The organism is Streptomyces sp. NPDC044106, assembly GCF_056433985.1.
On record NZ_JBWKFZ010000003.1, the window covers coordinates 164526 to 187051 of the forward strand.

The window sequence follows — 22526 nt, forward strand, 5'->3', positions numbered from 1 at the left end:
GGGGCCGCCCAGGCTCGGGTCGGCCAGCATCGTCGCCGCGTGGTGCACGCCACCACCCGGAGGCGGCGGCGTACCGGGCGGGCCGGGAGGCTGCGGAGCACCAGGAGCGCCGGGCGGGCCGGGGGGCTGGGGTGCGCCGGGAGCACCGGGAGCACCGGGAGCACCCGGCGGCCTGATTCCGCCGGGGCCGCCCAGGCTCGGGTCGGCCAGCATCGTCGCCGCGTGGTGCACGCCACCACCCGGAGGCGGCGGCGTACCGGGCGGGCCGGGAGGCTGCGGCGCACCCGACGCGTCCGGAGCCGCGGGAGCCGCCGGTCCCGCGGGGCCCTCCGGGCCGAGCGAGGAGACGAGCTGCGTCGGAACGTAACCACCGGCGGGCGTGCCGGGGGCACCGGGCCCCGAAGGCGGCGGCGTACCAGGCGTACTACCGGCGGGCGCACCAGGCACACCGGGTGCACCAGGCGCGCCGGGCGGCGGCGTACTACCGGCGGGCGCGCCGGGCGGTCCGGGCGGCGGTGGCGTACCGCCCCCGCTCCCGCGCGAACCCCGGGGCGGCAGCCCCTCGGCCTTGCTGGTCGCGGCGTCGGCGATGTCCCCGGCACTCGCACCGGCATCCGCACTCGTACCCGCGTCAGCACCCGCGGCGACCGGCCCCTGCGGATACCCGTACGCGGAAGCACCCGGTGCACCCGGGGCGCCCGCCGCATCCGGCGCGGCCTGCGGCGGAGGCATCGGTGGCGGGGTCGGCGAACCCGCGGGCGGCTGCGGCGCGTTCGGCGGCGGACCGGCGGGCGCGGCGGAGGCCGCGGGAGCCGCGGGCGTGCCCGGCGCCGGGGTGTCCAGCGCCGGGGCGAGCGCCGTCCGCGGCAGTTGGCTGCCCCCGTGCATCAGCGCCGTCTTGGCGTCCGGCGCGGCGCCCGGCGGCGGGGTGTCGCCCTCGTCAAGGCCGGTCAGCGGCGGCGCGAACACCGTCGCGGGCAGCGGCACCGAATGGTCCTCGCCCCCATCGGCGTTGGTGTCCGTACCGGCCCACGGGGTCGCCCCTGCGGGCACGCCCGGCGAGGCTCCGGGCAGGCTGCCCTCGCTGTCCCCGCTGCCATCACTGTCATCGCTCTCGTCACCGTCGGCCCCGGCGGCCATGGGCCACGGCGTACCGCCACCCGGCGCGGCAGGCACGGCAGGCGCGTCGGGGGCCCGCGGAGCCGGGCTCCCGGCATCCACCGGGGCCGGCCCGTCGGACGGAGCCGCCGGCTCCGAGCCCGCACGGCGGTCCGGAATACCCATCTTGTCCGCCGCTTCCTGGAGCCACTCCGGAGGCGTCAGCAAGAACGACGTCTGGTTCAGGTCGACCCGCTCCGGCGGCGCCGGAGGCGTGTCCCGCGGCACCGCGTCCGGCAGGCCGTACTCCTCCTCGTACCGCCGGATCACCTCACCCACGGCGAGCGCGGGCCAGAGCGAGGCCTCACCGCTGTCCCGCGCGATGACCAGCCGCTGGCCGCCACCGTCCGACACCGGACCGTTCTCGCGGTCCTCGGCCCACGCGACGAACCCCAGGTCGAACTCCCGGACCCGCACCTCCCGGTGCTGATAGGCCGGCACGTCGCCGTTGATCCACTCCTCGGCGCGATCCTGCGCCTGCGCGAACGTCACCATCGCTACGTCACTCCCCACCCGAGGACACGGGAACGGCCTGCGCGAAGCCGCCGTCCACCATCAGGTTCGCCACGGTCTCCAGCTCCGGCGGATTGCCCGCGAGCCGGGACAGGAACGCGTCGAAGTCGTCACCGCACGGCAGCAGCAGCCGCCGCACCCGCTCGGCCGGCGGCCACGCGTCCTGATCCCGCACGTCGTCGTACGCGCAGAACCACACCGAACCGACCCGGTCACCCTTGACCTTCACGGCCAGCAGACCGCCCTGCACGAAACCGACCCCCAGGTAGTCCTTGGTCAGGTGGTCGCGCAGACACTTGTTCACGTACACCAGGTCGTTGACCGCGGCCTCGTCCCGCACCGTGAAGAACGGCTGGTCGACCAGGAGCCCCAACTCGGCGTCGAGCGCGGCGCCGACCGGCGCGCAACCACCCGCCGCCTTCAGGAACGAGCGGTAGGCACCCGGCAGGCGATAGCCCAGGTCCTCCTCCACCCCCTGCACCTGCTGCTCCGTCACCGCGACCGCCGCCTTCGGCAGCCCGAAGTGCGCGGGCCGCGTCTCCTGCAGCGGACGCGTGCCCCGCTTGTCCTGGTCCACCGGCGTCGTCGCGATCCCGCCGTGGTGCCGCAGCAACGCCTTCACCTCGACGGGCACCAGCTCAAGACGGCGACTGCCCCGCACGTGGTGCCACGTCCAGCCGTGCGGCGTCGCCACCGCGGGAATCGTGTCCCACAGCTCGTGACCCACCGCCGCCAGCGCCGCGTTCGCCGACACGTAGTCCGTCAGACGCAGCTCGTCGACCCCGAAACCCTCCGGCGGCTCGGCGATCTCCGCGGCGGCACGCGCATAGGCGGAGAAGTCCGGATAACCGTGCTCGTCCACGCGCACCCCCCGGGGATGGCGCGCGGCACGGACCGGGTCCGGGAAGTGCACGACCTGCCCGGCGTACGCCGCGTTCGGCGGCGCGGCCTGCTGCCCCAGCCGACCTGTCGTCATGGCGGTTGCCCCCTGCGGCACTGTGGAAGATTCTGAATTCTTTCGTGTGAACCGATCCGCGGAACCGGTCCACGCGTGTGCGTCTCGTTCCGCATCTCGTTCAGCGATGCCGACACAGCCTATGCGCAAGCACGGCACCGGTCACCGGCCCTCCGATTCCATGACCACCAGCCACCGCACGGTCACCGTGCGGCGAAACCCGACGCGAAGCCAGGCGTGTCGCAGTGCCCCAGCTTCCGCACCACCCGCCCCATTTGGCAGGCTGTCCCCGCAACGCGGGGGCGTGGCACACGCGGTGACGACCGCGAGCAGGGGGAGGGAAGAGCACCATGCAGACGACACACAGCGGCATGCCCGGCAGCCACACGCTGCCCACGACGGCGGCCACCACGACCGACGACACCACCGGCGAGGGGCACGCACACGGCCACGGCCCGGCCACCATCCCGATGCCGGGAGACCGGGACCCACGCGTCGGCTGGAGCGCCACCGCCGCCCACGCGCCCTTCCTCCGCCAGCGCCGCGACGGCATCCTGCCGACCGTCGCCGCCGCCCTCTCCGTACGCGGCCAGACCACACTCACCTGCACCGCGCGCCGCGGCGAGGAACCCCCCGCGCTCCACCCGCTCGTCCAGGACTTCCTCGACGCCCTCACCAGCGGCCAGCGCGAACGCTTCACCGGCCGCTGCGCCGAGGCCATCCTCATCTCCCGCCACCTCACGGCGGCCGACGCGAGCCGCTCCAAACGCGCCGCGCGCAAACCCATGACCAACGGCGAGGCCCGCAAAGCCCTCAAGCACGCCAAACTCACCACCCGCCGCATCCGCGAGGACGGCGACCCCCTGCACGGCGGCTTCGCCCCGCCGTGCCGCTCCTGTACCGCCCTGACCGCCCACTTCGGCGTACGCGTCGTGGACCCCGCGACCACCGAGAACTGACCCTCGACCGGACCGCCCGTCCCCGCGACCGCCCCAACGACCGCCCGAACGACCGAACGAGGGCCACCACCCGATGCACCCCGACCGCCCCGCCACCACCACCGGCGGCAGCACCCGCTTCCCCGTACCCGTCGACGCCGCCCTGCGCGCCGCCGGTTGGCGCCCCGGGCACTGGGACATAAAGCAGGCCGAGATCTGGGCCGACGCCCTGCGCCGCCACACCTCGCCCGCCGGACACCGGCACACCGTCTTCCCCGCGGCCGTCGAAGCCTGGGCCGAGTTCGGCGGCCTGCACATCACCCCGCAGGGCCCCGGCCGCCAGATAGCACCCGCCACCGTCCACCTCGACCCCATGTACGGCCTGCACCTGGCCCGCACCCTCGGCGACCTGGGCCGCGCCCTGGACACCGAGGTCTGCCCCATCGGCGAGGAACCCGACAACCAGGCACTCCTGGCCATCGACACCGAAGGCCGCGTCTACAGCCTCGACCACAGCGGCGACTGGTTCCTCGGCGCCCACATCGACCAGGCACTCGCCACCCTCATCACGGGCGCCCAGCCGACCCGTCTCTCGGCGAGCACGGGAACGTAACCCTCCGGAGGCCCTAGGGTCTGTCTTTCGGATCAGGCCGGACTTGGGTGGCCTTGCCTTGGGTGGGGCTCGAGCGGGGTCTGGTGCGTGCAGCTGCAAGGCGGAGGAGGGCGGCAACGCGGAGCGTCGGCAACCGACGACAACGCCGCAGATGTGCGTGCCAGGCCCCGCGACCCCGGACAGATCCGAAAGACAGGCCCTAGCCCTGGCCCATCGCCACGGCCGCCGCGGGCAACACCGCCGACACCCGGAAACCCCCGCCGTCCGTCGGCCCCGAGACGAACACCCCGCCGAGCCCCGTCACCCGCTCCTTCATCCCCACGAGCCCATTGCCGCCACTGGGCAGCCGCGCGTCCTCCGCGCCGCCACCCGCCTCCGGTGGTGGCTCGTTCTCCACCTGCATCGCGATCTCCGCCCCCCGGTACGCCAGACGCACATACGTCTTCGCACCCGCCGCGTGCTTGTGCACGTTCGTCAGCGCCTCCTGCACCACCCGGTACGCGGTCTGCTCCACATCCGCCGAACAGTCGCCCGGCTCCCCCTCCACCGACAGATCCACCGCCATGCCCGCCGCACGGGACTGCCCCACCAACTCGTCCAGCTCCGCCAGGCACGGACCGTCCTCGTCCACCGCACGCGACGCCGCCGCGGCGGCCGCGAACCCCACGGCGGCGAGCGGCAGCGGCTCCGCGGACCCCCCGGGCGTCCCGGACCCCCCGAACCTCTCTGGTCTCTCCTTCTTCACCCCGTCGCCCGACCGCAGCACCCCGAGCATCTCCCGCAGCTCCGTCAGCGCCTGCCGTCCCATGTCACCGACGAGCGCGGCGTTCCTGACCGCCTTCTCCGGATCCTTCCGCGCCACCGCCTGCAAAGCCGCCGCGTGCACCACCATCAGACTCACCCGGTGCGCCACCACGTCGTGCATCTCCCGGGCGATCCGCGTCCGCTCCTCGTTCCGCGCCCACTCCGCCCGCTCCTCCGCGCGCTCGGCGAGCAGCTGGAGCTCCCGCTCCAGACTGTCCGCGCGCTCCCGCATCCCCTCCACGAGACGGCGCCGGGCGCCGACGTAGAGACCGAGGAGCACCGGTGGCGCGGTCACCCCGACCGCGGCGGTGACCGCGAAGAACGGGAGGAACTCACTGCCGATCGACGGGCTGCCCTCCGCCGCGTCCTGATTGGCCCGCACCAGCGCGACGATCAGCGTGCCCGCCATCGACATCCCGGCAAGCGCCCCGGTGATGCGGCGCGGCAGCTCGGAGGCGGCCAGGGTGTAGAGGCCGACGACCGTGAGCAGCACGCCCATCTGCGCGGGCGTGATCGCGATCGATATCAGCACGACGGCGACGGGCCAGCGCCGCCGGAGCAACAGTGACGCGCCCGCGAGCGCCCCGAAACCGATGCCCACCGGCATGGGCAGCCCGGAGTCGCGCGCGAAGGCCACGCCCTCCGCCCCGCACTCCGCCGCGGACAGCGCGCCGAGCCCCACATCCAGCGCGGCCCCGCGCCACCTCTCCCACCACCACGGCCCGGTCATGGCCGTGGTGCGGTCGTCCCCCGTCGTGGTCATGCCTTCCAGCGTACGGGCGTTCCGCCCCGGTTTTCCGGTGAGTTTCCGGCTCGGTGATCCAGCACACGCCGTGTTCGACCGGAAGCGAAACCTGCCGGTATCCCTCGAACTGTTGAACCGTTCCTGCTTTCAGGCCGGACGTCCGCATTCCGGACGAGGGTCGCCCCATGACGGAGGTCACGCCCGCCGAGGGCGCCAAAAACAAGTACGGGGACTTCGAGGGACTACGGCAGAAGGCGATCGCCCTGCGGCGCGAGGGAATGAGTCTTCGGCAGATCGCCGGCGCACTGGGGGTACGGAACAAGGAGACCCTGAGCCGACTGGTCCAGGGTGAGCCGCCCGCAGAGTGGACCAAGCGCCCAAGGGCGAAGGACGAGCTTCGAGACAGGGCACGAGAGCTGCGCGGTCAAGGCCGGACGTACAACGAGATCCAGGCCGAGCTGGGCTGCTCGAAGAGTTCCGTCTCCCTGTGGGTGCGCGACCTGCCCTCGCCCGCACCACGCTGCACACCCGAGGAGCAGCGGGCACGCATGAATGCCGGACTGGCGGAACTGCGCGCCAGGCAGGAGCGCGAGCGTCAAAGGGCGCGGCAGGAGGCGACGGCTGCCGTGGGTGCCCTGTCGGACCGCGAGCTCTTCCTCGCCGGGGTGGCCCTCTACTGGGCCGAAGGAGCCAAGAGCAAGCCGTACCGGCGCAGCGAGGTCCTGCAGTTCATCAACAGCGACCCCGACGTCATCCGCGTCTTCCTGCGCTGGCTCGCCCTACTGGGCGTGACCAAGGAACGGCTGACCCTGCGCCTGAGCATCCACGAGAGCGCCGACGTATCCGCCGCCCAGGAGTTCTGGGCCGACGTGACGGGAGTCGACTCCACCGCATTCGGCAAGGCGACCCTGAAGAAACACAACCCCCGCACCGTCAGGAAGAACACCGGGGAGTCCTACCACGGCTGCCTGATCATCTACGTGCGCGGGAGTGCGGAGTTGTACCGTCGCATGGAAGGCGCTTGGTACGGCATAGTGTTGGGTGCCGATTCGGCGACCTGACTAAACGTCCGGTTTAGCCGATTCATTCCCCCGTGGTGTAATTGGCAGCACTGTGGCTTTTGGTGCCATCTGTCCGGGTTCGAGTCCTGGCGGGGGAGCCAGCCGTTCCGGGTCCTGACCTACAAGGTCAGGACCCGCCCTCATTTCCGCCCCCCAACGCCCCGGTATCCTGCGGATGTCCACCCCACCAGGCACCCCAAGCCATCCGAAGCCGAAGGGCACCCCCGTGAGCGCCAACCGCCCGGCAGCCGTCGTCGTCCTCGCAGCGGGTGAGGGCACCCGTATGAAGTCGGACCTCCCCAAGGTCCTGCACGAGATCTGTGGCCGTTCCCTCATCGGACACGTGCTCCACGCCGCCTCCGCGCTCTCGCCCGAGCAGCTCGTCACCGTCGTCGGTTTCCAGAGCGACCAGGTGCGCGAGCACCTCGGGGCCATCGCGCCGCAGGTCCGCACCGCCTACCAGGCCGAGCAGAACGGCACGGGGCACGCCGTGCGCATCGGCCTCGAGGAGCTGGGCGGGACGGTCGAGGGGACGGTGATCGTCGTCTGCGGCGACACCCCGCTGCTGACCGGCGCGACGCTCCAGGAGCTCGCGGCGGTGCACGAGGGCGACGGGAACGCCGTGACCGTGCTGACCGCCGAGGTGCCGGACGCGACCGGCTACGGCCGCATCGTGCGTGACGGCACCGACGGCTCCGTCACGGCGATCGTCGAGCACAAGGACGCCACCGAGGCGCAGCGCGCGATCCGGGAGATCAACTCGGGGGTGTTCGCGTTCGACGGGCGGCTGCTCGCGGAGGCGCTCGGCAAGGTGCGTACCGACAACAGCCAGGGCGAGGAGTACCTCACGGACGTCCTGGGGATCCTGCGCGAGGCCGGGCACCGGGTCGGCGCGGCCGTCGCCGGGGACCACCGGGAGATCGCGGGCATCAACAACCGCGTACAACTGGCCGAGGCGCGCCGTACGTTGAACGACCGGCTGCTCACGGAGGCGATGCTCGCGGGCGTCACCGTCGTGGACCCGGCCTCGACGTGGGTCGACGCGACGGTCACGTTCGAGCGGGACGCGATCGTGCATCCGGGCACGCAGCTGCAGGGTGCCACGCAGGTGGGCAAGGGGGCCGAGGTCGGACCCAACACCCGCCTGAAGGACACCAGGGTGGGTCCCGGGGCGCGGGTCGACAACACCGTCGCCGACGGCGCGGAGATCGGGGAGCGTGCGGTCGTCGGCCCGTACACGTATCTGCGGCCGGGCACCCGGCTCGGGGTCAAGTCCAAGGCGGGCGCGTACGTGGAGATGAAGAACGCGACGATCGGTGAGGGCTCCAAGGTGCCGCACCTGTCGTACGTGGGGGACGCGACGATCGGCGAGCACTCCAACATCGGTGCCGCGAGCGTCTTCGTGAACTACGACGGTGAGGCGAAGCACCACACGACGGTGGGGTCCCACTGCCGTACGGGGTCGGACAACATGTTTGTGGCTCCTGTCACGGTCGGGGACGGTGCCTACACCGCCGCCGGGTCCGTGATCACGAAGGATGTGCCGGCCGGTTCGCTGGCCGTCGCGCGGGGCCAGCAGCGGAATATCGAGGGCTGGGTGGCCCGTAAGCGTCCGGGGAGCGCGGCCGCGAAGGCGGCGGAGGCGGCGTCCCGGGAGCCGGACGGCGAAAGCTGACCGGAAACAGGTGCGTCTGACACGGCGTACCGTGATAGTGCACATTCGGCCGACTCGACGCACCGGGACGCGTGAGTACGGCAGCGGGAAGAACTCTCTGAGGAGACAGTGCTGTGACCGGGATCAAGACGACCGGCGAGAAGAAGTTGATGCTCTTCTCCGGCCGCGCCCACCCCGAGTTGGCCGAGGAGGTCGCACACAAGCTGGGTGTCGGCATCGTGCCGACGAAGGCCTTCGATTTCGCCAACGGTGAGATCTACGTCCGCTACCAGGAGTCGGCGCGCGGCGCCGACTGCTTCCTGATCCAGAGCCACACCGCTCCGATCAACAAGTGGATCATGGAGCAGCTGATCATGATCGACGCGTTGAAGCGCGCGTCGGCCCGCTCCATCACGGTCATCGTGCCGTTCTACGGTTACGCGCGGCAGGACAAGAAGCACCGCGGACGTGAACCGATCTCGGCGCGTCTGATCGCGGACCTGATGAAGACCGCGGGTGCGGACCGCATCCTCACCGTCGATCTGCACACGGACCAGATCCAGGGCTTCTTCGACGGCCCGGTGGACCACCTGTTCGCGCTGCCGATCCTCGCGGACTACGTGGGTGCGAAGGTCGACCGTTCGAAGCTGACGGTCGTCTCGCCGGACGCCGGTCGTGTACGGGTGGCCGACCGCTGGTGCGACCGTCTCGGCGCTCCGCTGGCGATCGTCCACAAGCGTCGTGACAAGGACGTCGCCAACCAGGTCACCGTGCACGAGGTGGTCGGTGAGGTGAAGGGCCGCGTCTGCGTCCTGGTCGACGACATGATCGACACGGGTGGCACGATCTGCGCCGCCGCCGACGCGCTGTTCGCGCACGGCGCGGAGGACGTCATCGTGACGGCCACGCACGGTGTGCTCTCGGGTCCGGCCGCGGACCGTCTGAAGAACTCGAAGGTCAGCGAGTTCGTGTTCACGGACACGCTGCCGACGCCGGGTGAGCTGGAGCTCGACAAGATCACGGTGCTCTCGATCGCGCCGACGATCGCGAACGCGGTGCGCGAGGTCTTCGAGGACGGTTCGGTGACGAGCCTCTTCGAGGAGCAGTGACCGGAGCCTCGATCTGAAGATCGATTTCTGGGCGGCCTCCCCCGCCGGGTAGACTCACGGAGTTGCTCGGCGAGGGAGGCCGCACACGCTTCTGATGAGGCGGGGTGTGCGGCGGTCCGTTATCGACGCGCTCTTCGTAGCAGGCCTGTCGTATGGCCGGGTAACCCCATCCGACACCTGTTGTACGAGGAGTGCACATGCCCGAGGTCAAGCTTTCCGCCGAGACCCGCACCGAGTTCGGCAAGGGCGCCGCCCGCCGCATCCGCCGCGAGGACAAGGTCCCCGGCGTTCTCTACGGCCACGGTGCCGACCCTGTCCACCTGGCGCTTCCGGGCCACGACCTGCTGATGGCGCTGCGTACGCCGAACGTCCTGATCTCCCTGGACGTCGACGGCAAGACCCAGCTGGCCATCCCGAAGGCCGTGCAGCGCGACGCTCTCCGTCAGGGCATCCTGAAGCACGTCGACCTGCTGCTCGTCCGCAGCGGCGAGAAGGTCACGGTCGAGATCCCGGTCCACACCGAGGGCGAGCTGGCCCCGGGCAGCAACCTGCTCGAGAACGTGCTGAACACGCTGCCGGTCGAGGCCGAGGCCACGCACATCCCGACCGAGGTCACCGTCTCCATCGCGGGCCTGGACGCCGGTGCGTCCATCCTCGCCAAGGACATCCCGCTGCCGGCCGGCTCCACGCTGGCGATCGACGAGGACGCGGTCGTCATCCAGGTCCTGGCCGCGCAGGCCGAGGAGGCCCCGGCCGAGGGTGCCGCCGACGACGCGGCCGCCGAGGCCTGAGCCTCGCCGACCACACGCGTATTGCGGCAGCCGTCGCTCCCTGACGGGGGCGGCGGCTGCCGCGTGCGTACCGGACATGGGCGTATGAAGGAGACATGCACGTGACGACGGACGCCAGCGCCCCCTGGCTGATCGCGGGCCTCGGCAATCCGGGCCCCGAATACGCCATGAACCGGCACAATGTGGGGTTCATGGTGGCGGACCTGCTGGCGCAGCGCATGGGCGGCAGGTTCAAGCGCGCCGGGAAGGCGCAGGCCCAGGTGGTCGAGGGCCGGGTCGGCGCGCCGGGTCCTGCGAGCCGTCGGGTGATCCTCGTGAAGCCCATGTCGTACATGAACGTGTCGGGCGGCCCGGTGACGGCGCTGCGGGACTTCTACAAGGTGCCGACGGAGCACATCGTCGCGGTCCACGACGAGCTGGACATCGACTACGGCACGCTGCGCCTGAAGCTGGGCGGCGGCGACAACGGCCACAACGGTCTGAAGTCGATGACGAAGGCGATGGGCTCCGACTACCACCGGGTGCGGTTCGGCATCGGCCGCCCGCCGGGCCGGATGCAGGTGGCGGACTTCGTCCTGAAGGACTTCTCCGCGGCGGAGCGCAAGGAACTCGACTACTTCGTGGACCGGGCGGCCGACGCGGTGGAGGCTCTGGTCACGGAGGGCCTTGAGCGGGCACAGAGCACGTACAACTCCTGAGCGGCGCGCAAGCGCCGCTTCAGGGGCGCGGGGAACTGCGCGACCGGCCACGACGGACCCGCGGCCGACATACGACGGACAGGCCCCGCACCGCCGAAGCGATGCGGGGCCCGTCACGTGGGCCGGGGCGTCAGCCCGTGTTACGAAGCCCCGCGGCCACCCCGTTGACGGTGAGCAGCAGCGCCCTCCCGAGCAACGGGTCGGGCTCCTCCCCCGCCGCCGCGGCATCCCGCTGCCGCTTGAGCAGCGCGACCTGGAGGTAGGAGATCGGGTCCAGGTAGGCGTCGCGGATGGCGAAGGTCTGCTGGAGGGCCGGGTGGGAGCCGAGCAGCTCCGTGTCGCCGGTGACCCGCAGCACCTCCCGCACGGTCAGCTCGTGCTCGGCCTCGATGGTCTCGAAGACGTGCTTGAGTTCGTCCGGCACGAGGGTGTCGACGTAGTGCCGGGCGATGCGCAGGTCCGTCTTGGCCAGGGTCATCTCGACGTTGGAGATGAAGTTCCGGAAGAAGTGCCAGTGCTCGCGCATCTCGTCGAGGACGGTGTCGAGGCCGGCCTCGCGCAGTGCCTTGAGGCCGGAGCCGACGCCGAACCAGCCGGGCACGATCTGCCGCGACTGGGTCCAGCCGAAGACCCACGGGATGGCGCGCAGGCCGTCGAGCGAGACGCCCGAGCCGGGGCGGCGCGAGGGCCGTGAGCCCAGGTGGAGCTCGGCGAGCTGGTCCACGGGGGTCGACGCGAGGAAGTACGCGGGCAGGTGCGGGTCCTCGACGAGCCGGCGGTAGGCGGTGTGGGCCGCGTCGCTCACCACGTCCATGGCGGCGTCCCAGCGGGCGAGGGCCTCGTCGGACTGGCGCGGGGCGGTGTGCAGGGCGGAGGCCTGGAGGGTCGCGGCCACCGTGAGTTCGAGGTTCTCCCGGGCCAGGGACGGCACGAGGTACTTGTCGGAGATGACCTCGCCCTGTTCGGTCACCTTGATCTCGCCCTCCAGGGTGCCCCAGGGCTGGGCGAGGATGGCGTCGTGGGAGGGGCCGCCGCCGCGGCCGACGGTGCCGCCGCGACCGTGGAAGAGGCGCAGGCGGACCCCGTAGCGGTGGGCGACGTCGCGCAGCCTGCGCTGGGCGCGGTGGATCTCCCACTGCGAGGTGGTGATGCCGCCGAACTTGGAGGAGTCGGAGTAGCCGAGCATGACTTCCTGCACGTCTCCGCGCAGGGCGACCAGGCGCCGGTACGAGGGGTCGGCGAGCATCTCGTCGAGGATGACGTCGGCGGCGCGCAGCTCGTCGGTGGTCTCCAGGAGCGGCACGATGCCGATCTTCGCCCAGCCCGCGTGCAGGTCGATGAGGCCCGCCTCGCGGGCGAGGACGGCGGCGGCGAAGACGTCGTCGGCGCCCTGGCACATCGAGATGATGTACGACTCGACGACTTCGGGTCCGAAGACTTCGAGGGCCTTCTTGACGGTGTGGAAGACGCCGAGGGTCTTCTCGCCCGCGGCGTCCAGCGGGGCCGGGGACGGCGCGAGGGGCCGCCGGGACCTGAGCTCCTTGGCGAGGAGCTTCTGGCGGTACTCGCGGGGCATGTCCGTGTAGCGCCAGGACTCCTCGCCGAGGCGGTCGAAGAGCTGGCCGAGCGCGTGGTGGTGGGCGTCGGCGTGTTCGCGTACGTCCATGGTGGCCAGCTGGAGGCCGAAGGCGGCCAGGGTGCGGATGGTGCGGTTCATCCGGCCCTCGGCGAAGAGGGCGCCCTTGTGCTCGCGCAGCGAGGTCTGGATGAGCGTGAGGTCCTGGAGGAGCTCGGCGGTGCCGAGGTAGTCGCGGCCCTCCTCGTGCGCGGTGCCCTTGGCCAGGCGCTGCTTGGTGTTCTCCAGCTTCTGCCGGATGCAGGTGGCCTTGAGGCGGTAGGGCTCCTCGGCGTTGAGGCGCTTGTAGCGGGGGCTGATCTCGGGCAGCCGCTCCAGGTCGCCCTGGAGGGAGGCCTTGAGCTCGTCGGTGGCTCCGGTGTAGCGGATGGAGTTGGAGAGGAAGCCGCGCAGCTCGTCGATCAGGTCGAGCGCGTCGTTGATGCCGTGCTCGTGCTGGAGGATGAGGACATCCCAGGTGACCTGCGGGGTCACGTTGGGGTTGCCGTCGCGGTCGCCGCCGATCCAGGTGCCGAAGCTGAGGGGGCGGGTGCCTTCGGGCAGCTCGACGCCGACGCGTTCCAGTTCGGCGGTGAGGTCTTCGAGGACGTCCCCGACGGCGCCCGCGTGCAGCTCGTCGAGGTAGTAGATGGCGTTGCGGGCCTCGTCGGCGGGCTCGGGGCGTACGACGCGCAGTTCGTCGGTCTGCCAGATGAGGTCGATGTTCTCGGCCAGTCGGGTGTCGTGGCGGCGCCGGTCGGACTCGATGACCGGCGTCTCCAGGAGTTCGGCGACGCGGCGGAGCTTGTTGAGGACGGAGCGGCGGGCGGCCTCGGTGGGGTGCGCGGTGAAGACGGGGCGCACGTTGAGGTTGCGCACGGTCTGGCGCAGGTGCTCGGGGTCGGCGTCCTTGAGGCGGTCCGCGGTGCGGGCGAGCAGTCCGCCCTCGGCGGCGCGCCGGGTGCGCAGCTCGCGGCCGCGGTGGACCTGCTCGGTGACGTTCGCGAGGTGGAAGTACGTGGAGAAGGCGCGGACCAGCTTGGCGGCGGTCTGCAGTTCCGTGCCGCCGAGGAGCCTGGCGGCGGCCTCGCCGTCCTCGCGGGTCAGGCTGCGGACCTTTTCGACCAGTTCGAGGAGTTCGGGGCCCTCCTGGCGTACGAGGGTCTCGCCGAGCAGGTCGCCCAGGCGGCGGATGTCGGCGCGCAGCTCGGTGCTGGCGTTGCTGGTGGCCTGCTGGCCCTGGTCGTCGGCACTGCTCACAGGTGCGGCTCCTTGCAGTGTTGAAGAGCTTCAAGACTGGGAGGGTCCTTGCGGGGAACCCGGGGGAGATACAGAGCGGACCGCGCTGTCCGACCGATCCCAAGGATAGGTGTCACTTCGGGCTCGGAGCTCGCGGCCTCTTGCCGCGAGGCTCCGCACTGCCATACTTACGTCGCCGTAGGTTACGGAACCGTAGGAAGCGCGGTATGACAGCCGCTGCGGGAACCGTGCCCGTGCACCGAACCCACTTCAAACCCTCGACCCCCCAGGGGACGTGCCCATGACGACATCCTCCGATGCGTACTCCGACACCGATGTGATCGACAACGCTCCGCCGGCGGCCGATGCCCCCGCGGGGCCGCCGCCTCCCTCGACGCTGGGCGGCGAGCAGAAGCGCTCGCTCGAACAGCTCGCGCTGCTCCTCTTCATCGTCGTGCCCTTCCTTGCCGTGCTCGCGGCGGTGCCGCTGGCCTGGGGGTGGGGGGTGAGCTGGCTCGATCTCGGGCTGCTCGTCCTCATGTACTTCCTCGGGTGCCACGGCATCACCATCGGTTTCCACCGCTACTTCACGCACGGCTCCTTCAAGGCGAAGCGGCCGCTGCGGATCGCGCTCGCGGTGGCGGGGTCGATGGCGGTGGAGGGCCCGGTGGTGCGCTGGGTGGCCGATCACCGCAAGCACCACAAGTTCTCCGACGCGGAGGGTGACCCGCACTCCCCCTGGCGCTTCGGCGAGACGGTCCCGGCCCTGATGAAGGGGTTGTGGTGGGCGCACATCGGCTGGATGTTCGACGAGGAGCGCACGTCGCAGGAGAAGTACGCGCCCGATCTGGTCAAGGACCCGGCGATCCGGCGGATCTCGCGGCAGTTCCTGCTCTGGACGATCGTCTCGCTCGGCATCCCGCCGCTGGTGGGCGGTCTGGTGACGATGTCGTGGTGGGGCGCGTTCACGGCGTTCTTCTGGGGCTCGCTGGTGCGGGTCTCGCTGCTGCACCACGTCACGTGGTCCATCAACTCCATCTGCCACGCGGTGGGCAAGCGGCCGTTCAAGTCCCGTGACCGTTCGGGCAACGTGTGGTGGCTCGCGGTGCTGTCCTGCGGCGAGTCCTGGCACAACCTGCACCACGCCGACCCGACGTCGGCGCGGCACGGTGTGATGAAGGGCCAGATCGATTCGTCCGCGCGGATCATCCGCTGGTGCGAGCGGCTGGGCTGGGCGTACGACGTGCGGTGGCCCTCGCAGTCGCGTATCGACGCGCGCCGCAAGCCCGAGGGGGCGGCCGGCGCCCGCCGCGAGGCATCCGTGTCAGACGCGGCATGATTGACGACGTGGCGACCGACTCCAGCAATTCCATCCCTGCCGGCAAAGAGAAGCAGCCCCGGCGCACCCGCCGGACCCGGATGACGGGGGCCGAGCGCCGGGAACAGCTCCTCGACATCGGTCGCACGCTGTTCGCCGCCAAGGGCTTCGAGGGCACGTCGGTGGAGGAGATCGCGGCGAAGGCCGGGGTTTCCAAGCCGGTCGTGTACGAGCACTTCGGCGGCAAGGAGGGCCTGTACGCGGTGGTCGTGGACCGCGAGATGCGCCAGCTCCTGGACATGGTGACGGGGGCGCTCACCGCGGGCCACCCGCGTGAACTCCTCGAACAGGCCGCCTTCGCCCTCCTCGACTACATCGACACGTACACGGACGGCTTCCGCATCCTGGTCCGCGATTCGCCGGTGGCGCAGTCCACCGGCACCTTCGCGTCCCTGATCTCCGACATCGCCACGCAGGTCGAGGACATCCTGGGCCAGGAGTTCAAGGGCCGCGGCTTCGACCAGAAACTGGCCCCGCTCTACGCGCAGGCGCTGGTCGGCATGGTCGCGCTGACGGGCCAGTGGTGGCTGGACGCCCGCAAGCCGAAGAAGGCGGAGGTGGCGGCCCACCTGGTCAACCTGGCCTGGCACGGCCTGGACGGTCTGGAACCGAAGCCGCGCCTGATAGGCCACAGGAAGAGCTGAGGGCCTGTCTTCGGACCCCCGCCCGGTCAGGCCAGTGGTTCGAGGAATTCGAGGCGGTTGCCGGCCGGGTCCTCGGAGTAGAAGCGTCGGTGGCCCGGCAGGTCGTCGTCCCAGGTGACCTTCGCGCCCCGGGAGGCGAGCCGGGCCGCGTACTCCTCGATTCCCCGCACCCGCAGCCCGGGGTGTGCCTTCCTCGCGGGTCTGAAGTCGCTCTCGATGCCCAGATGCAGGCGTACGCCGCCCGCCTCGAACCAGCAGCCGCCGCGTGCCGCGAGCACCGGCGGCTTCGGCGTCTCCGTCATGCCGAGCACGTCGACGTAGTACGTGCGAAGGGCGGGCTCGCTGCCGGGCGGGGCGGCGAGCTGTACGTGGTCGAGGGCCGTCAGCATCAGGCGTCCGCCCTCCGCGCCACCGCGAACACCCGCCGGAACGGGAAGACCGTGCCGTGGCCGGTGGGCGGGTAGGCCTCGCGCAGGAGTGCGCGGTACTCGGTGAGGAACTCCTCCGTTGCCCGGGGGTCGTCGGCGAGAGCCGTCAGGACCGGGCGCAGGCCCGTGCCCTTGACCCAGTCGAGGACTGGGTCGTCGCCCGTCAGGAGGTGCTGGTAGGTGGTCTCCCAGGCGTCGACCTCGCAGCCGAGTGCGGTGAGCCGCTCCAGGTAGGCGCCCGGTGTCAGGACCGCGTCCGCGTGGCGCAGGCGTCCGCCGAGCCGGTCCCGCCACCGCTCGGACTCGCTCAGTTCCCGCATCAGGGTGTGGCTGGGGGCGTCGAAGTTGCCGGGCACCTGGAAGGCGAGGGTGCCGCCGGGCGTCAGGGCGTCGACCCAGGCGGGGAAGGAGCCGGGGTGGTCCGGCACCCATTGCAGGGTCGCGTTGGAGAGGATCAGGTCGTACGCGTGCGGGGGCGGGGTCCAGTCCGTGGCGTCGGCGTGGGCGAAGTCGAGGCGGCCTCCCCCGTCCGTGGGGCCCGTCAGGCGGTCGGCCTCGGCCAGCATCTCGAAGGAGTTGTCGAGGCCGGTGACGTGCGCGGTGGGCCAGCGCCCGGCGAGGAGCCGGGTGACGTTGCCGGGGCCGCAGCCGAGGTCGGCGATGCGGGGCGGGCGGCCGGCGGCGGGGAGTTCCGGCACGCGGGCGAGGAGGTCGGCGAAGGGGCGGGAGCGGTGGCCGGCGTGGCGCAGGTACTGGTGCGGATCCCAGGTGGCGGCGGCTGCGGGCGTGGGCATGAGGGCCTCCTCGAAGACGGCGCGGTGAACGCGGGCGGGCGGCGCGGTGACGTGCCGTACGCGTTCCTGGCGCCATCTTCACCCCCAAGTATCTTGACGTCAAGAGACTTCATGTCGACAGACCCCCTACACTGATCGTCATGGAGGACGAGGTCGATCGGCTGGTCGCAGCGTGGCGCCGGGAGCGCCCGGACCTCGACGTGGAACCACTCGAGGTGCTCAGCCGCGTGAGCAGGCTCGCGCGGCACCTGGACCGCGCCCGCAGACTCGCCTTCTCGGAGCACAACCTGGAGCCGTGGGAGTTCGACGTCCTGACGTCGCTGCGCCGCGCGGGCGCCCCCTACCAGCTCTCCCCCGGCCAGCTCCTCACACAGACGCTCGTGACGTCCGGCACGATGACCAACCGCATCGACCGGCTCGCGAAGAAGGGCCTCGTCGAGCGCCTGCCCGACCCCAGTGACCGGCGCGGCGTCCTCGTCCGCCTCACCGCCGAGGGCCAGGACCGCGCGGACCAGGCCCTCGCCGGGCTGCTCGAACAGGAGCGGGCGATCCTCGCGGAGCTCTCCCGCGCCCAGCGGGGCGAACTGGCCGGGCTGCTACGCCAGTTGACCGCCCCGTTCGACAACATCCCCGGCTAGGTCGGCGGGCCCCACGCCCGCGCGCCTGGCCAGCGCCACCGCGGCGAGGGTGGAGTGGACACCCAGCTTCCCCAGGACGTTCTGCATGTGCGTACGCACCGTGTGCGGGGAGAGGAAGAGGCGCTCGGCGACGGCCTTGCGGCCCAGGCCCGCCACCATGCAGCGCAGCACCTCGCGCTCGCGCGGCGTCAGCGACTCCACCAGGCGCTCGGACTCGGTGCGGTGCTTGCGGGCGGCGGTCAGCTCGCGCAGGACGCCGGTGAGCAGGGCGGGCGGCAGATGCGTCTCGTCGCGCAGGACGCCGCGTATGACCGTGAGCAGCCGGGACAGCGAGCAGTCCTTGGCGACCCACCCCGAGGCACCGGCCTGCAGGGCGAGGGCCGCGCGGCGCGGGTCGTCCTTCTCGGCGAGCACCACGGTGCGCACGGCGGGCTGGCCCGTGCGCACGCCCGCGACCAGGGAAAGGCCGTCGACAAGCCCGTCGGCGTTGCCCTCCTGGACGGGCACGGCGGACCGGATGCCGTGCAGGGCGCCGGCGGTGGCGCCGAGGTCGGCGTCGACGAGCAGCACGTCGTACCTGCGGCCCTCGGTCACCGCGCGTTCCAGGCAGCGCAGCGCGGCGGGACCGCTGCCGGCCGCGGACACGTCGACGTCGGGCTCGGCCGCGAGCGCGGCGGCCAGCGACTCGGCGAAGATGCGGTGGTCGTCGACGACCAGGACTCGAATGCGAACCACAGAAACCCCCTTCCCCATGCTCCTGCCAAGGAGCAGGGGATACCCCATCATCGGAGAACGGCTGGTGCGGGTACGGCGCCCGGAGCGGGGACCTGCGCAGTCGTGCACGACCGCCGCCGCACGGTGACCGCCACCCCTACGCCGGGCGTCGTACCCGACTGTCTCGCCCCCTGATCAGTACCGGCCCCCACCGGCACTGCCCTTCAGAGTAGGGCCGGACGCCCGGAGCGGAAGGTGATTTGCAGAACTGGTTGGCCAGCGCGTTTATGGTGAGCCATATGTTTCGTATTGAGACGGGAGTCGACAAAGAGCGACTTGGTCTGCTGCGCGAGCGGCTGAGCGAGACGAACACGGCGGCGTCCCCGGAGCTCCGCGCCCTGCGCGGCACCCGCGAGGACCAGGAAGTACCGCTGGCGCTGTGGGCGTTGGACGCGTCGGGCGGGCTCGCGGCGGGGCTCGCCGCGCACACCTGGGCCCGCTGGCTGCACGTGAACCACCTCTGGGTGGACGACCGCCACCGCGGCGCGGGCCTCGGCTCGCGGCTCCTCGCCGAGGCGGAGCGGATGGCACGCGAGGAGCGCGGCTGCCTCAACTCCCGTGTGGAGACCTGGGACTTCCAGGCGCCGGGCTTCTACCGGAACCAGGGGTACGAGCTGGTGAGCGTGATCCCCGACTACCCCGAGGGGGTCAAGGAGTTCACGCTCACCAAGCGGCTCGGCTGACCGGGCCCCGCGGGTTCACGCCTCCCGGGGGTTCACGCCTCCCGGGGGTTCACGCCTCCCGGCGCGCTCCCTGCGACGCCGCTGCCGGGAAGACGCGTGGCGCGGTGAAGCCCGCCGCCGCGAAGGCGTCGAGGACCGACTTGGTCACCGCCTCCTCGTCAGCCGACTCCACCAGGACGAGCGCGGAGCCGCCGAAGCCGCCGCCGGTCATCCGGGCACCGAGCGCGCCCGCCGCGTCGGCGGAGCTCACCACCAGGTCCAACTCCGGGCAGGAGATGCGCAGGTCGTCGCGGAGCGAGGCGTGGCCCTCGGTGAGGACGGGGCCGCAGGCGCGGACGTCACCGGCGTCGAGGAGGCCGATGACCCGCTCGACGCGGTGGTTGTCGCAGACGATGTGGCGTACGTAGCGACGGATTCTGTCGTCCGTCAACTTCGCAAGCACCGCGGGGAGTTGGCCGTACTCCACGTCGCGCAGGTGCGGGACGCCCAGGATGCGGGCGCCCTCCTCGCAGCCGGCCCGCCGTTCCGCGTACGCACCGTCGCCCAGCTCGTGCTCGACCCTGGTGTCGACGACGAGGAGCCGCAGGCCGTGCGCGTCGAGGTCGAAGGGGACCTGCTGTATCGCCAGGTCACGGCAGTCCAGGTGCAGGGCGTGGCCCTCGGTGGCGCACGCGGAGGCCATCTGGTCCATGACGCCGCAGGGCACGCCGACGAAGGCGTTCTCGGCGCGCTGGGCGAGGACCGCCAACTGGGGCCGGGTGAGGCCGAGTTCGTACAGGTCGTTGAGGGCGAGCGCCGTGACGACCTCCAGGGCGGCGGACGAGGAGAGGCCCGCTCCGGTCGGCACGGTCGACGCGAGGTGGATGTCGGCGCCGCCGGAGACCGGGTGGCCCGCCTCCCGCAGCGCCCACACCACACCCGCCGGGTAGGCGGCCCAGCCGCCCTGCCCGTACTTCGACAGGGGCCGCAGCGCGTCGACGCGCAGTTCGGCGACGGGGGCGTCGATGTCGGCGGAGTGGAGCCGCAGGACGCCGTCGGTGCGGCGGGCCACGGCCGCCACCGCGGTGTGCGGCAGCGCGAGCGGCAGCACGAAGCCCTCGTTGAAGTCCGTGTACTCGCCGATGAGGTTGACCCGGCCGGGCGCCGACCAGACCCCGTCCGCCGCGTACCCGTACAGCTCGGCGAACTTCCCCGCTACGTCCATCAGTTACCCCTTGTTGATCCCGGTCAGCGCTGGGCGAACGCCCACGCGTCGGCGACGATGCCCGCGAGGTCCGCGCGGGACGGCTGCCAGCCGAGCTTCTCGCGCGCGGTGGCGGCGGAGGCGACGAGGACCGCCGGGTCGCCGCCGCGGCGCGGGGCCATGACCTCGGGGATCGGGTGCCCGGTGACCTGGCGGACGGTCTCGATGACCTCGCGCACGGAGAAGCCGTTGCCGTTGCCGAGGTTGCAGATGAGGTGCTCGCCGGGGGTGGCGGCGGTGACCGCGAGGAGGTGCGCCTCGGCGAGGTCCGCGACGTGGATGTAGTCGCGGACGCAGGTGCCGTCCGGGGTCGGGTAGTCGTCGCCGAAGACGCTGATCGCCTCGCGCCTGCCCTGGGCGACCTGGAGGACGAGCGGGATGAGGTGCGACTCGGGGTCGTGGCGCTCGCCGCAGTCGCCGTACGCGCCCGCGACGTTGAAGTAGCGCAGCGAGACGGCGGCCAGGCCGTGCGCGGCGGCCTCGCCGGTGATCATGTGGTCGACGGCGAGCTTGGAGGCGCCGTACGGGGAGGTGGGGGCGGTCGGGTCGCTCTCCGTGATGGGGGTGTTCACGGGCTCGCCGTACGTCGCGGCGGTGGAGGAGAAGACCAGCCTGCGCACGTCGGCGTCGCGCATGGCGGCGAGCAGCGCCATGGTGCCGCCGACGTTGTTGTCCCAGTACTTCTCGGGCTTCACGACGGACTCGCCGACCTGCGAGAAGGCGGCGAAGTGCAGTACGGCGTCGTAGGAGGCGTCCAGCCACTTGGCGGCGTCGCGGATGTCGCCCTCGATGAACGCGGCGCCCGCGGGGACCCCCTCGCGGAACCCGGTGGAGAGGTTGTCGAGGACGGTCACCTCGTGCCCGGCCTCGATCAGATGCTGGGCCACCACACTTCCGACGTAGCCCGCACCACCGGTGACCAGGTACTTACCGCTCATGAACTCGCTACCTCTCGCAGTCGCTGGGCCGCGGCTTCCGGCGGCACGTCGTTGATGAACACGCTCATGCCGGATTCGGAACCCGCGAGGAACTTCAGCTTGCCCGAAGTGCGGCGAATCGTGAAAAGTTCGAGGTGCAGGGCGACGTCGTCCCGATGAATCCCGTCATATCCCTCCAGCGTCCCGAACGGCGCCTGGTGCCAGGCCGCGATGTAGGGGGTCGGCGGCTCGCCCTCGCCGAAGATCCGGTCGAAGCGCCGCAGGAGTTCCAGGTAGAGGTGCGGGAACTCCGCGCGCGCCGCCTCGTCGAGCCCGAGCAGGTCGGGCACCCGGCGTTTGGGGTAGAGGTGCACCTCGTAGGGCCAGTGCGCGGCGTACGGCACGAAGGCCACCCAGTGCTCGCCCTCCAGGACGACCCGCTCCCCGGCCCGTTCGCCGGCCAGGACGTCGTCGAAGAGGTTGCGCCCGCCGGTCGCCTCCTTGTGCGCGGCGAGGGAGCGCAGCATCAGGTCGGTGCGCGGGGTGACGAAGGGGTAGGCGTAGATCTGCCCGTGCGGGTGGCCGAGGGTCACGCCGATCTCGGCGCCGCGGTTCTCGAAGCAGAACACCTGCTCCACGCCGGGGTGGTGGGAGAGCTCGGCGGTGCGGTCGGTCCAGGCCTCCAGGACGAGTCCGGCCTGCTCGGGGGCGAGGTCGGCGAAGGAGGCGGCGTGGTCGGAGGTGAAGCAGACGACCTCGCAGCGTCCCGCGTCGCCCGCGAGGGAGGGGAAGCGGTTCTCGAAGACCACGACGTCGTACGTGGAGTCGGGGATCTCGCTGAGCCGGTCCCCGGCCGAGGGGCACAGGGGGCACTCGTCGGCCGGCGGGTGGTAGGTGCGGCCCTGGCGGTGCGAGGCGATGGCGACGGAGTCGCCGAGGAGGGGGTCCCTGCGGATCTCCGATGTGGTCGAGACGGGCCCGAGCGGGCGCCGGTCGACGGCGTCGCGCACGGCGTCGTCGCGCACGTCGTAGTAGACGAGCTCACGACCGTCGGCGAGACGGGTCGAGGTCTTCTTCACGTCCGGGGCTCCTCATCACCCACCCAACAGAACCGAACATAACAAATCACAACTC

At 71.7% G+C, this 22526-nt stretch carries 20 protein-coding genes, 1 tRNA gene and 1 pseudogene; 12 read left to right on the top strand and 10 right to left on the bottom strand.

Features of this window, described 5'->3' with window-relative positions; genetic code table 11:
- A pseudogene (locus AC07DI_RS05910) lies at nucleotides 1-1653 on the bottom strand (SUKH-4 family immunity protein); the annotation flags it as partial.
- Nucleotides 1654-1660: 7 nt separating this feature from the next.
- Entirely contained in the window at nucleotides 1661-2647 is a 987-nt protein-coding gene (locus AC07DI_RS05915; RefSeq protein WP_384255454.1) for an SMI1/KNR4 family protein, read from the bottom strand.
- A 329-nt stretch (nucleotides 2648-2976) separates the two neighbouring features.
- On the opposite strand from AC07DI_RS05915, the gene AC07DI_RS05920 reads away from it, so the two are divergent.
- Nucleotides 2977-3585, top strand: coding sequence for a YwqJ-related putative deaminase (locus AC07DI_RS05920; RefSeq protein WP_478902462.1), 609 nt, complete (start codon nucleotides 2977-2979; stop codon nucleotides 3583-3585).
- Between the two features lie 73 nt (nucleotides 3586-3658).
- The gene (locus tag AC07DI_RS05925) at nucleotides 3659-4177 is read left to right on the top strand and encodes an SUKH-3 domain-containing protein (protein WP_384255450.1); all 519 of its coding nucleotides are present in this window, start codon (nucleotides 3659-3661) and stop codon (nucleotides 4175-4177) included.
- Between the two features lie 199 nt (nucleotides 4178-4376).
- Here AC07DI_RS05925 and AC07DI_RS05930 read toward each other — a convergent pair whose 3' ends face one another.
- Nucleotides 4377-5744: a sensor histidine kinase gene (locus AC07DI_RS05930; RefSeq protein WP_478902464.1), complete on the bottom strand. Its 1368-nt coding sequence runs from the start codon at nucleotides 5742-5744 to the stop codon at nucleotides 4377-4379.
- Nucleotides 5745-5911: 167 nt separating this feature from the next.
- Here AC07DI_RS05930 and AC07DI_RS05935 point away from each other — a divergent pair, with 167 nt between their 5' ends.
- The 6 genes from AC07DI_RS05935 (at nucleotide 5912) to pth (ending at nucleotide 11039) form a co-directional block, all read left to right on the top strand.
- A complete protein-coding gene (locus AC07DI_RS05935; protein WP_478902465.1) occupies nucleotides 5912-6787 on the top strand; it encodes a hypothetical protein in 876 nt (291 codons plus the stop codon).
- 26 nt (nucleotides 6788-6813) lie between these two features.
- Nucleotides 6814-6888, top strand: a tRNA-Gln gene (locus AC07DI_RS05940).
- 125 nt (nucleotides 6889-7013) lie between these two features.
- A complete protein-coding gene (gene glmU, locus AC07DI_RS05945; RefSeq protein ID WP_478902467.1) occupies nucleotides 7014-8462 on the top strand; it encodes a bifunctional UDP-N-acetylglucosamine diphosphorylase/glucosamine-1-phosphate N-acetyltransferase GlmU in 1449 nt (482 codons plus the stop codon).
- 113 nt (nucleotides 8463-8575) lie between these two features.
- Nucleotides 8576-9550, top strand: coding sequence for a ribose-phosphate diphosphokinase (locus tag AC07DI_RS05950; protein ID WP_125513234.1), 975 nt, complete (start codon nucleotides 8576-8578; stop codon nucleotides 9548-9550).
- A gap of 197 nt (nucleotides 9551-9747) precedes the next feature.
- A complete protein-coding gene (locus tag AC07DI_RS05955; protein ID WP_384255441.1) occupies nucleotides 9748-10341 on the top strand; it encodes a 50S ribosomal protein L25/general stress protein Ctc in 594 nt (197 codons plus the stop codon).
- Between the two features lie 95 nt (nucleotides 10342-10436).
- A complete protein-coding gene (gene pth, locus AC07DI_RS05960) occupies nucleotides 10437-11039 on the top strand; it encodes an aminoacyl-tRNA hydrolase (RefSeq protein ID WP_478902469.1) in 603 nt (200 codons plus the stop codon).
- A 130-nt stretch (nucleotides 11040-11169) separates the two neighbouring features.
- Here the strand turns inward: pth and ppc are convergent, their stop codons facing one another.
- Entirely contained in the window at nucleotides 11170-13914 is a 2745-nt protein-coding gene (ppc, locus tag AC07DI_RS05965; protein WP_384255436.1) for a phosphoenolpyruvate carboxylase, read from the bottom strand.
- A 280-nt stretch (nucleotides 13915-14194) separates the two neighbouring features.
- On the opposite strand from ppc, the gene AC07DI_RS05970 reads away from it, so the two are divergent.
- Both AC07DI_RS05970 and AC07DI_RS05975 read left to right on the top strand, forming a co-directional pair.
- Nucleotides 14195-15232 (top strand): acyl-CoA desaturase, encoded by a 1038-nt coding sequence (locus AC07DI_RS05970; protein WP_478902471.1) that lies wholly within the window; start codon nucleotides 14195-14197, stop codon nucleotides 15230-15232.
- A complete protein-coding gene (locus AC07DI_RS05975) occupies nucleotides 15229-15915 on the top strand; it encodes a TetR/AcrR family transcriptional regulator (protein WP_384255431.1) in 687 nt (228 codons plus the stop codon). The genes AC07DI_RS05970 and AC07DI_RS05975 overlap by 4 nt, the downstream gene beginning before the upstream one ends.
- 26 nt (nucleotides 15916-15941) lie before the next feature.
- On the opposite strand, the gene AC07DI_RS05980 is transcribed toward AC07DI_RS05975, so the two are convergent.
- Together AC07DI_RS05980 and AC07DI_RS05985 are read right to left on the bottom strand one after the other, a co-directional pair.
- On the bottom strand, nucleotides 15942-16304 hold the full coding sequence (locus tag AC07DI_RS05980) for a VOC family protein (RefSeq protein ID WP_478902472.1): 363 nt from the start codon (nucleotides 16302-16304) through the stop codon (nucleotides 15942-15944).
- Nucleotides 16304-17137, bottom strand: coding sequence for a trans-aconitate 2-methyltransferase (locus AC07DI_RS05985; RefSeq protein ID WP_478902474.1), 834 nt, complete (start codon nucleotides 17135-17137; stop codon nucleotides 16304-16306). The genes AC07DI_RS05980 and AC07DI_RS05985 overlap by 1 nt, the downstream gene beginning before the upstream one ends.
- 140 nt (nucleotides 17138-17277) lie before the next feature.
- Here AC07DI_RS05985 and tamR point away from each other — a divergent pair, with 140 nt between their 5' ends.
- Entirely contained in the window at nucleotides 17278-17775 is a 498-nt protein-coding gene (gene tamR / locus AC07DI_RS05990; RefSeq protein ID WP_362339478.1) for a MarR family transcriptional regulator TamR, read from the top strand.
- Here tamR and AC07DI_RS05995 read toward each other — a convergent pair.
- Nucleotides 17734-18510 (bottom strand): LuxR C-terminal-related transcriptional regulator, encoded by a 777-nt coding sequence (locus AC07DI_RS05995; RefSeq protein ID WP_384255419.1) that lies wholly within the window; start codon nucleotides 18508-18510, stop codon nucleotides 17734-17736. The genes tamR and AC07DI_RS05995 overlap by 42 nt on opposite strands.
- A 266-nt stretch (nucleotides 18511-18776) precedes the next feature.
- On the opposite strand from AC07DI_RS05995, the gene AC07DI_RS06000 reads away from it, so the two are divergent.
- Nucleotides 18777-19232, top strand: coding sequence for a GNAT family N-acetyltransferase (locus AC07DI_RS06000; protein WP_478902848.1), 456 nt, complete (start codon nucleotides 18777-18779; stop codon nucleotides 19230-19232).
- A gap of 49 nt (nucleotides 19233-19281) precedes the next feature.
- On the opposite strand, the gene galK is transcribed toward AC07DI_RS06000, so the two are convergent.
- The 3 genes from galK to galT are packed head-to-tail and all read right to left on the bottom strand — an operon-like array spanning nucleotide 19282 to nucleotide 22471.
- Nucleotides 19282-20436 (bottom strand): galactokinase, encoded by a 1155-nt coding sequence (galK, locus tag AC07DI_RS06005; protein ID WP_478902476.1) that lies wholly within the window; start codon nucleotides 20434-20436, stop codon nucleotides 19282-19284.
- Nucleotides 20437-20459: 23 nt separating this feature from the next.
- Nucleotides 20460-21413, bottom strand: a complete 954-nt coding sequence (gene galE, locus AC07DI_RS06010) for a UDP-glucose 4-epimerase GalE (RefSeq protein WP_384255415.1) — start codon at nucleotides 21411-21413, stop codon at nucleotides 20460-20462.
- Complete coding sequence (galT, locus tag AC07DI_RS06015; protein ID WP_478902478.1) at nucleotides 21410-22471, bottom strand: galactose-1-phosphate uridylyltransferase; 1062 nt, start codon at nucleotides 22469-22471, stop codon at nucleotides 21410-21412. The genes galE and galT overlap by 4 nt, the downstream gene beginning before the upstream one ends.
- Nucleotides 22472-22526 lie beyond the last annotated feature (55 nt).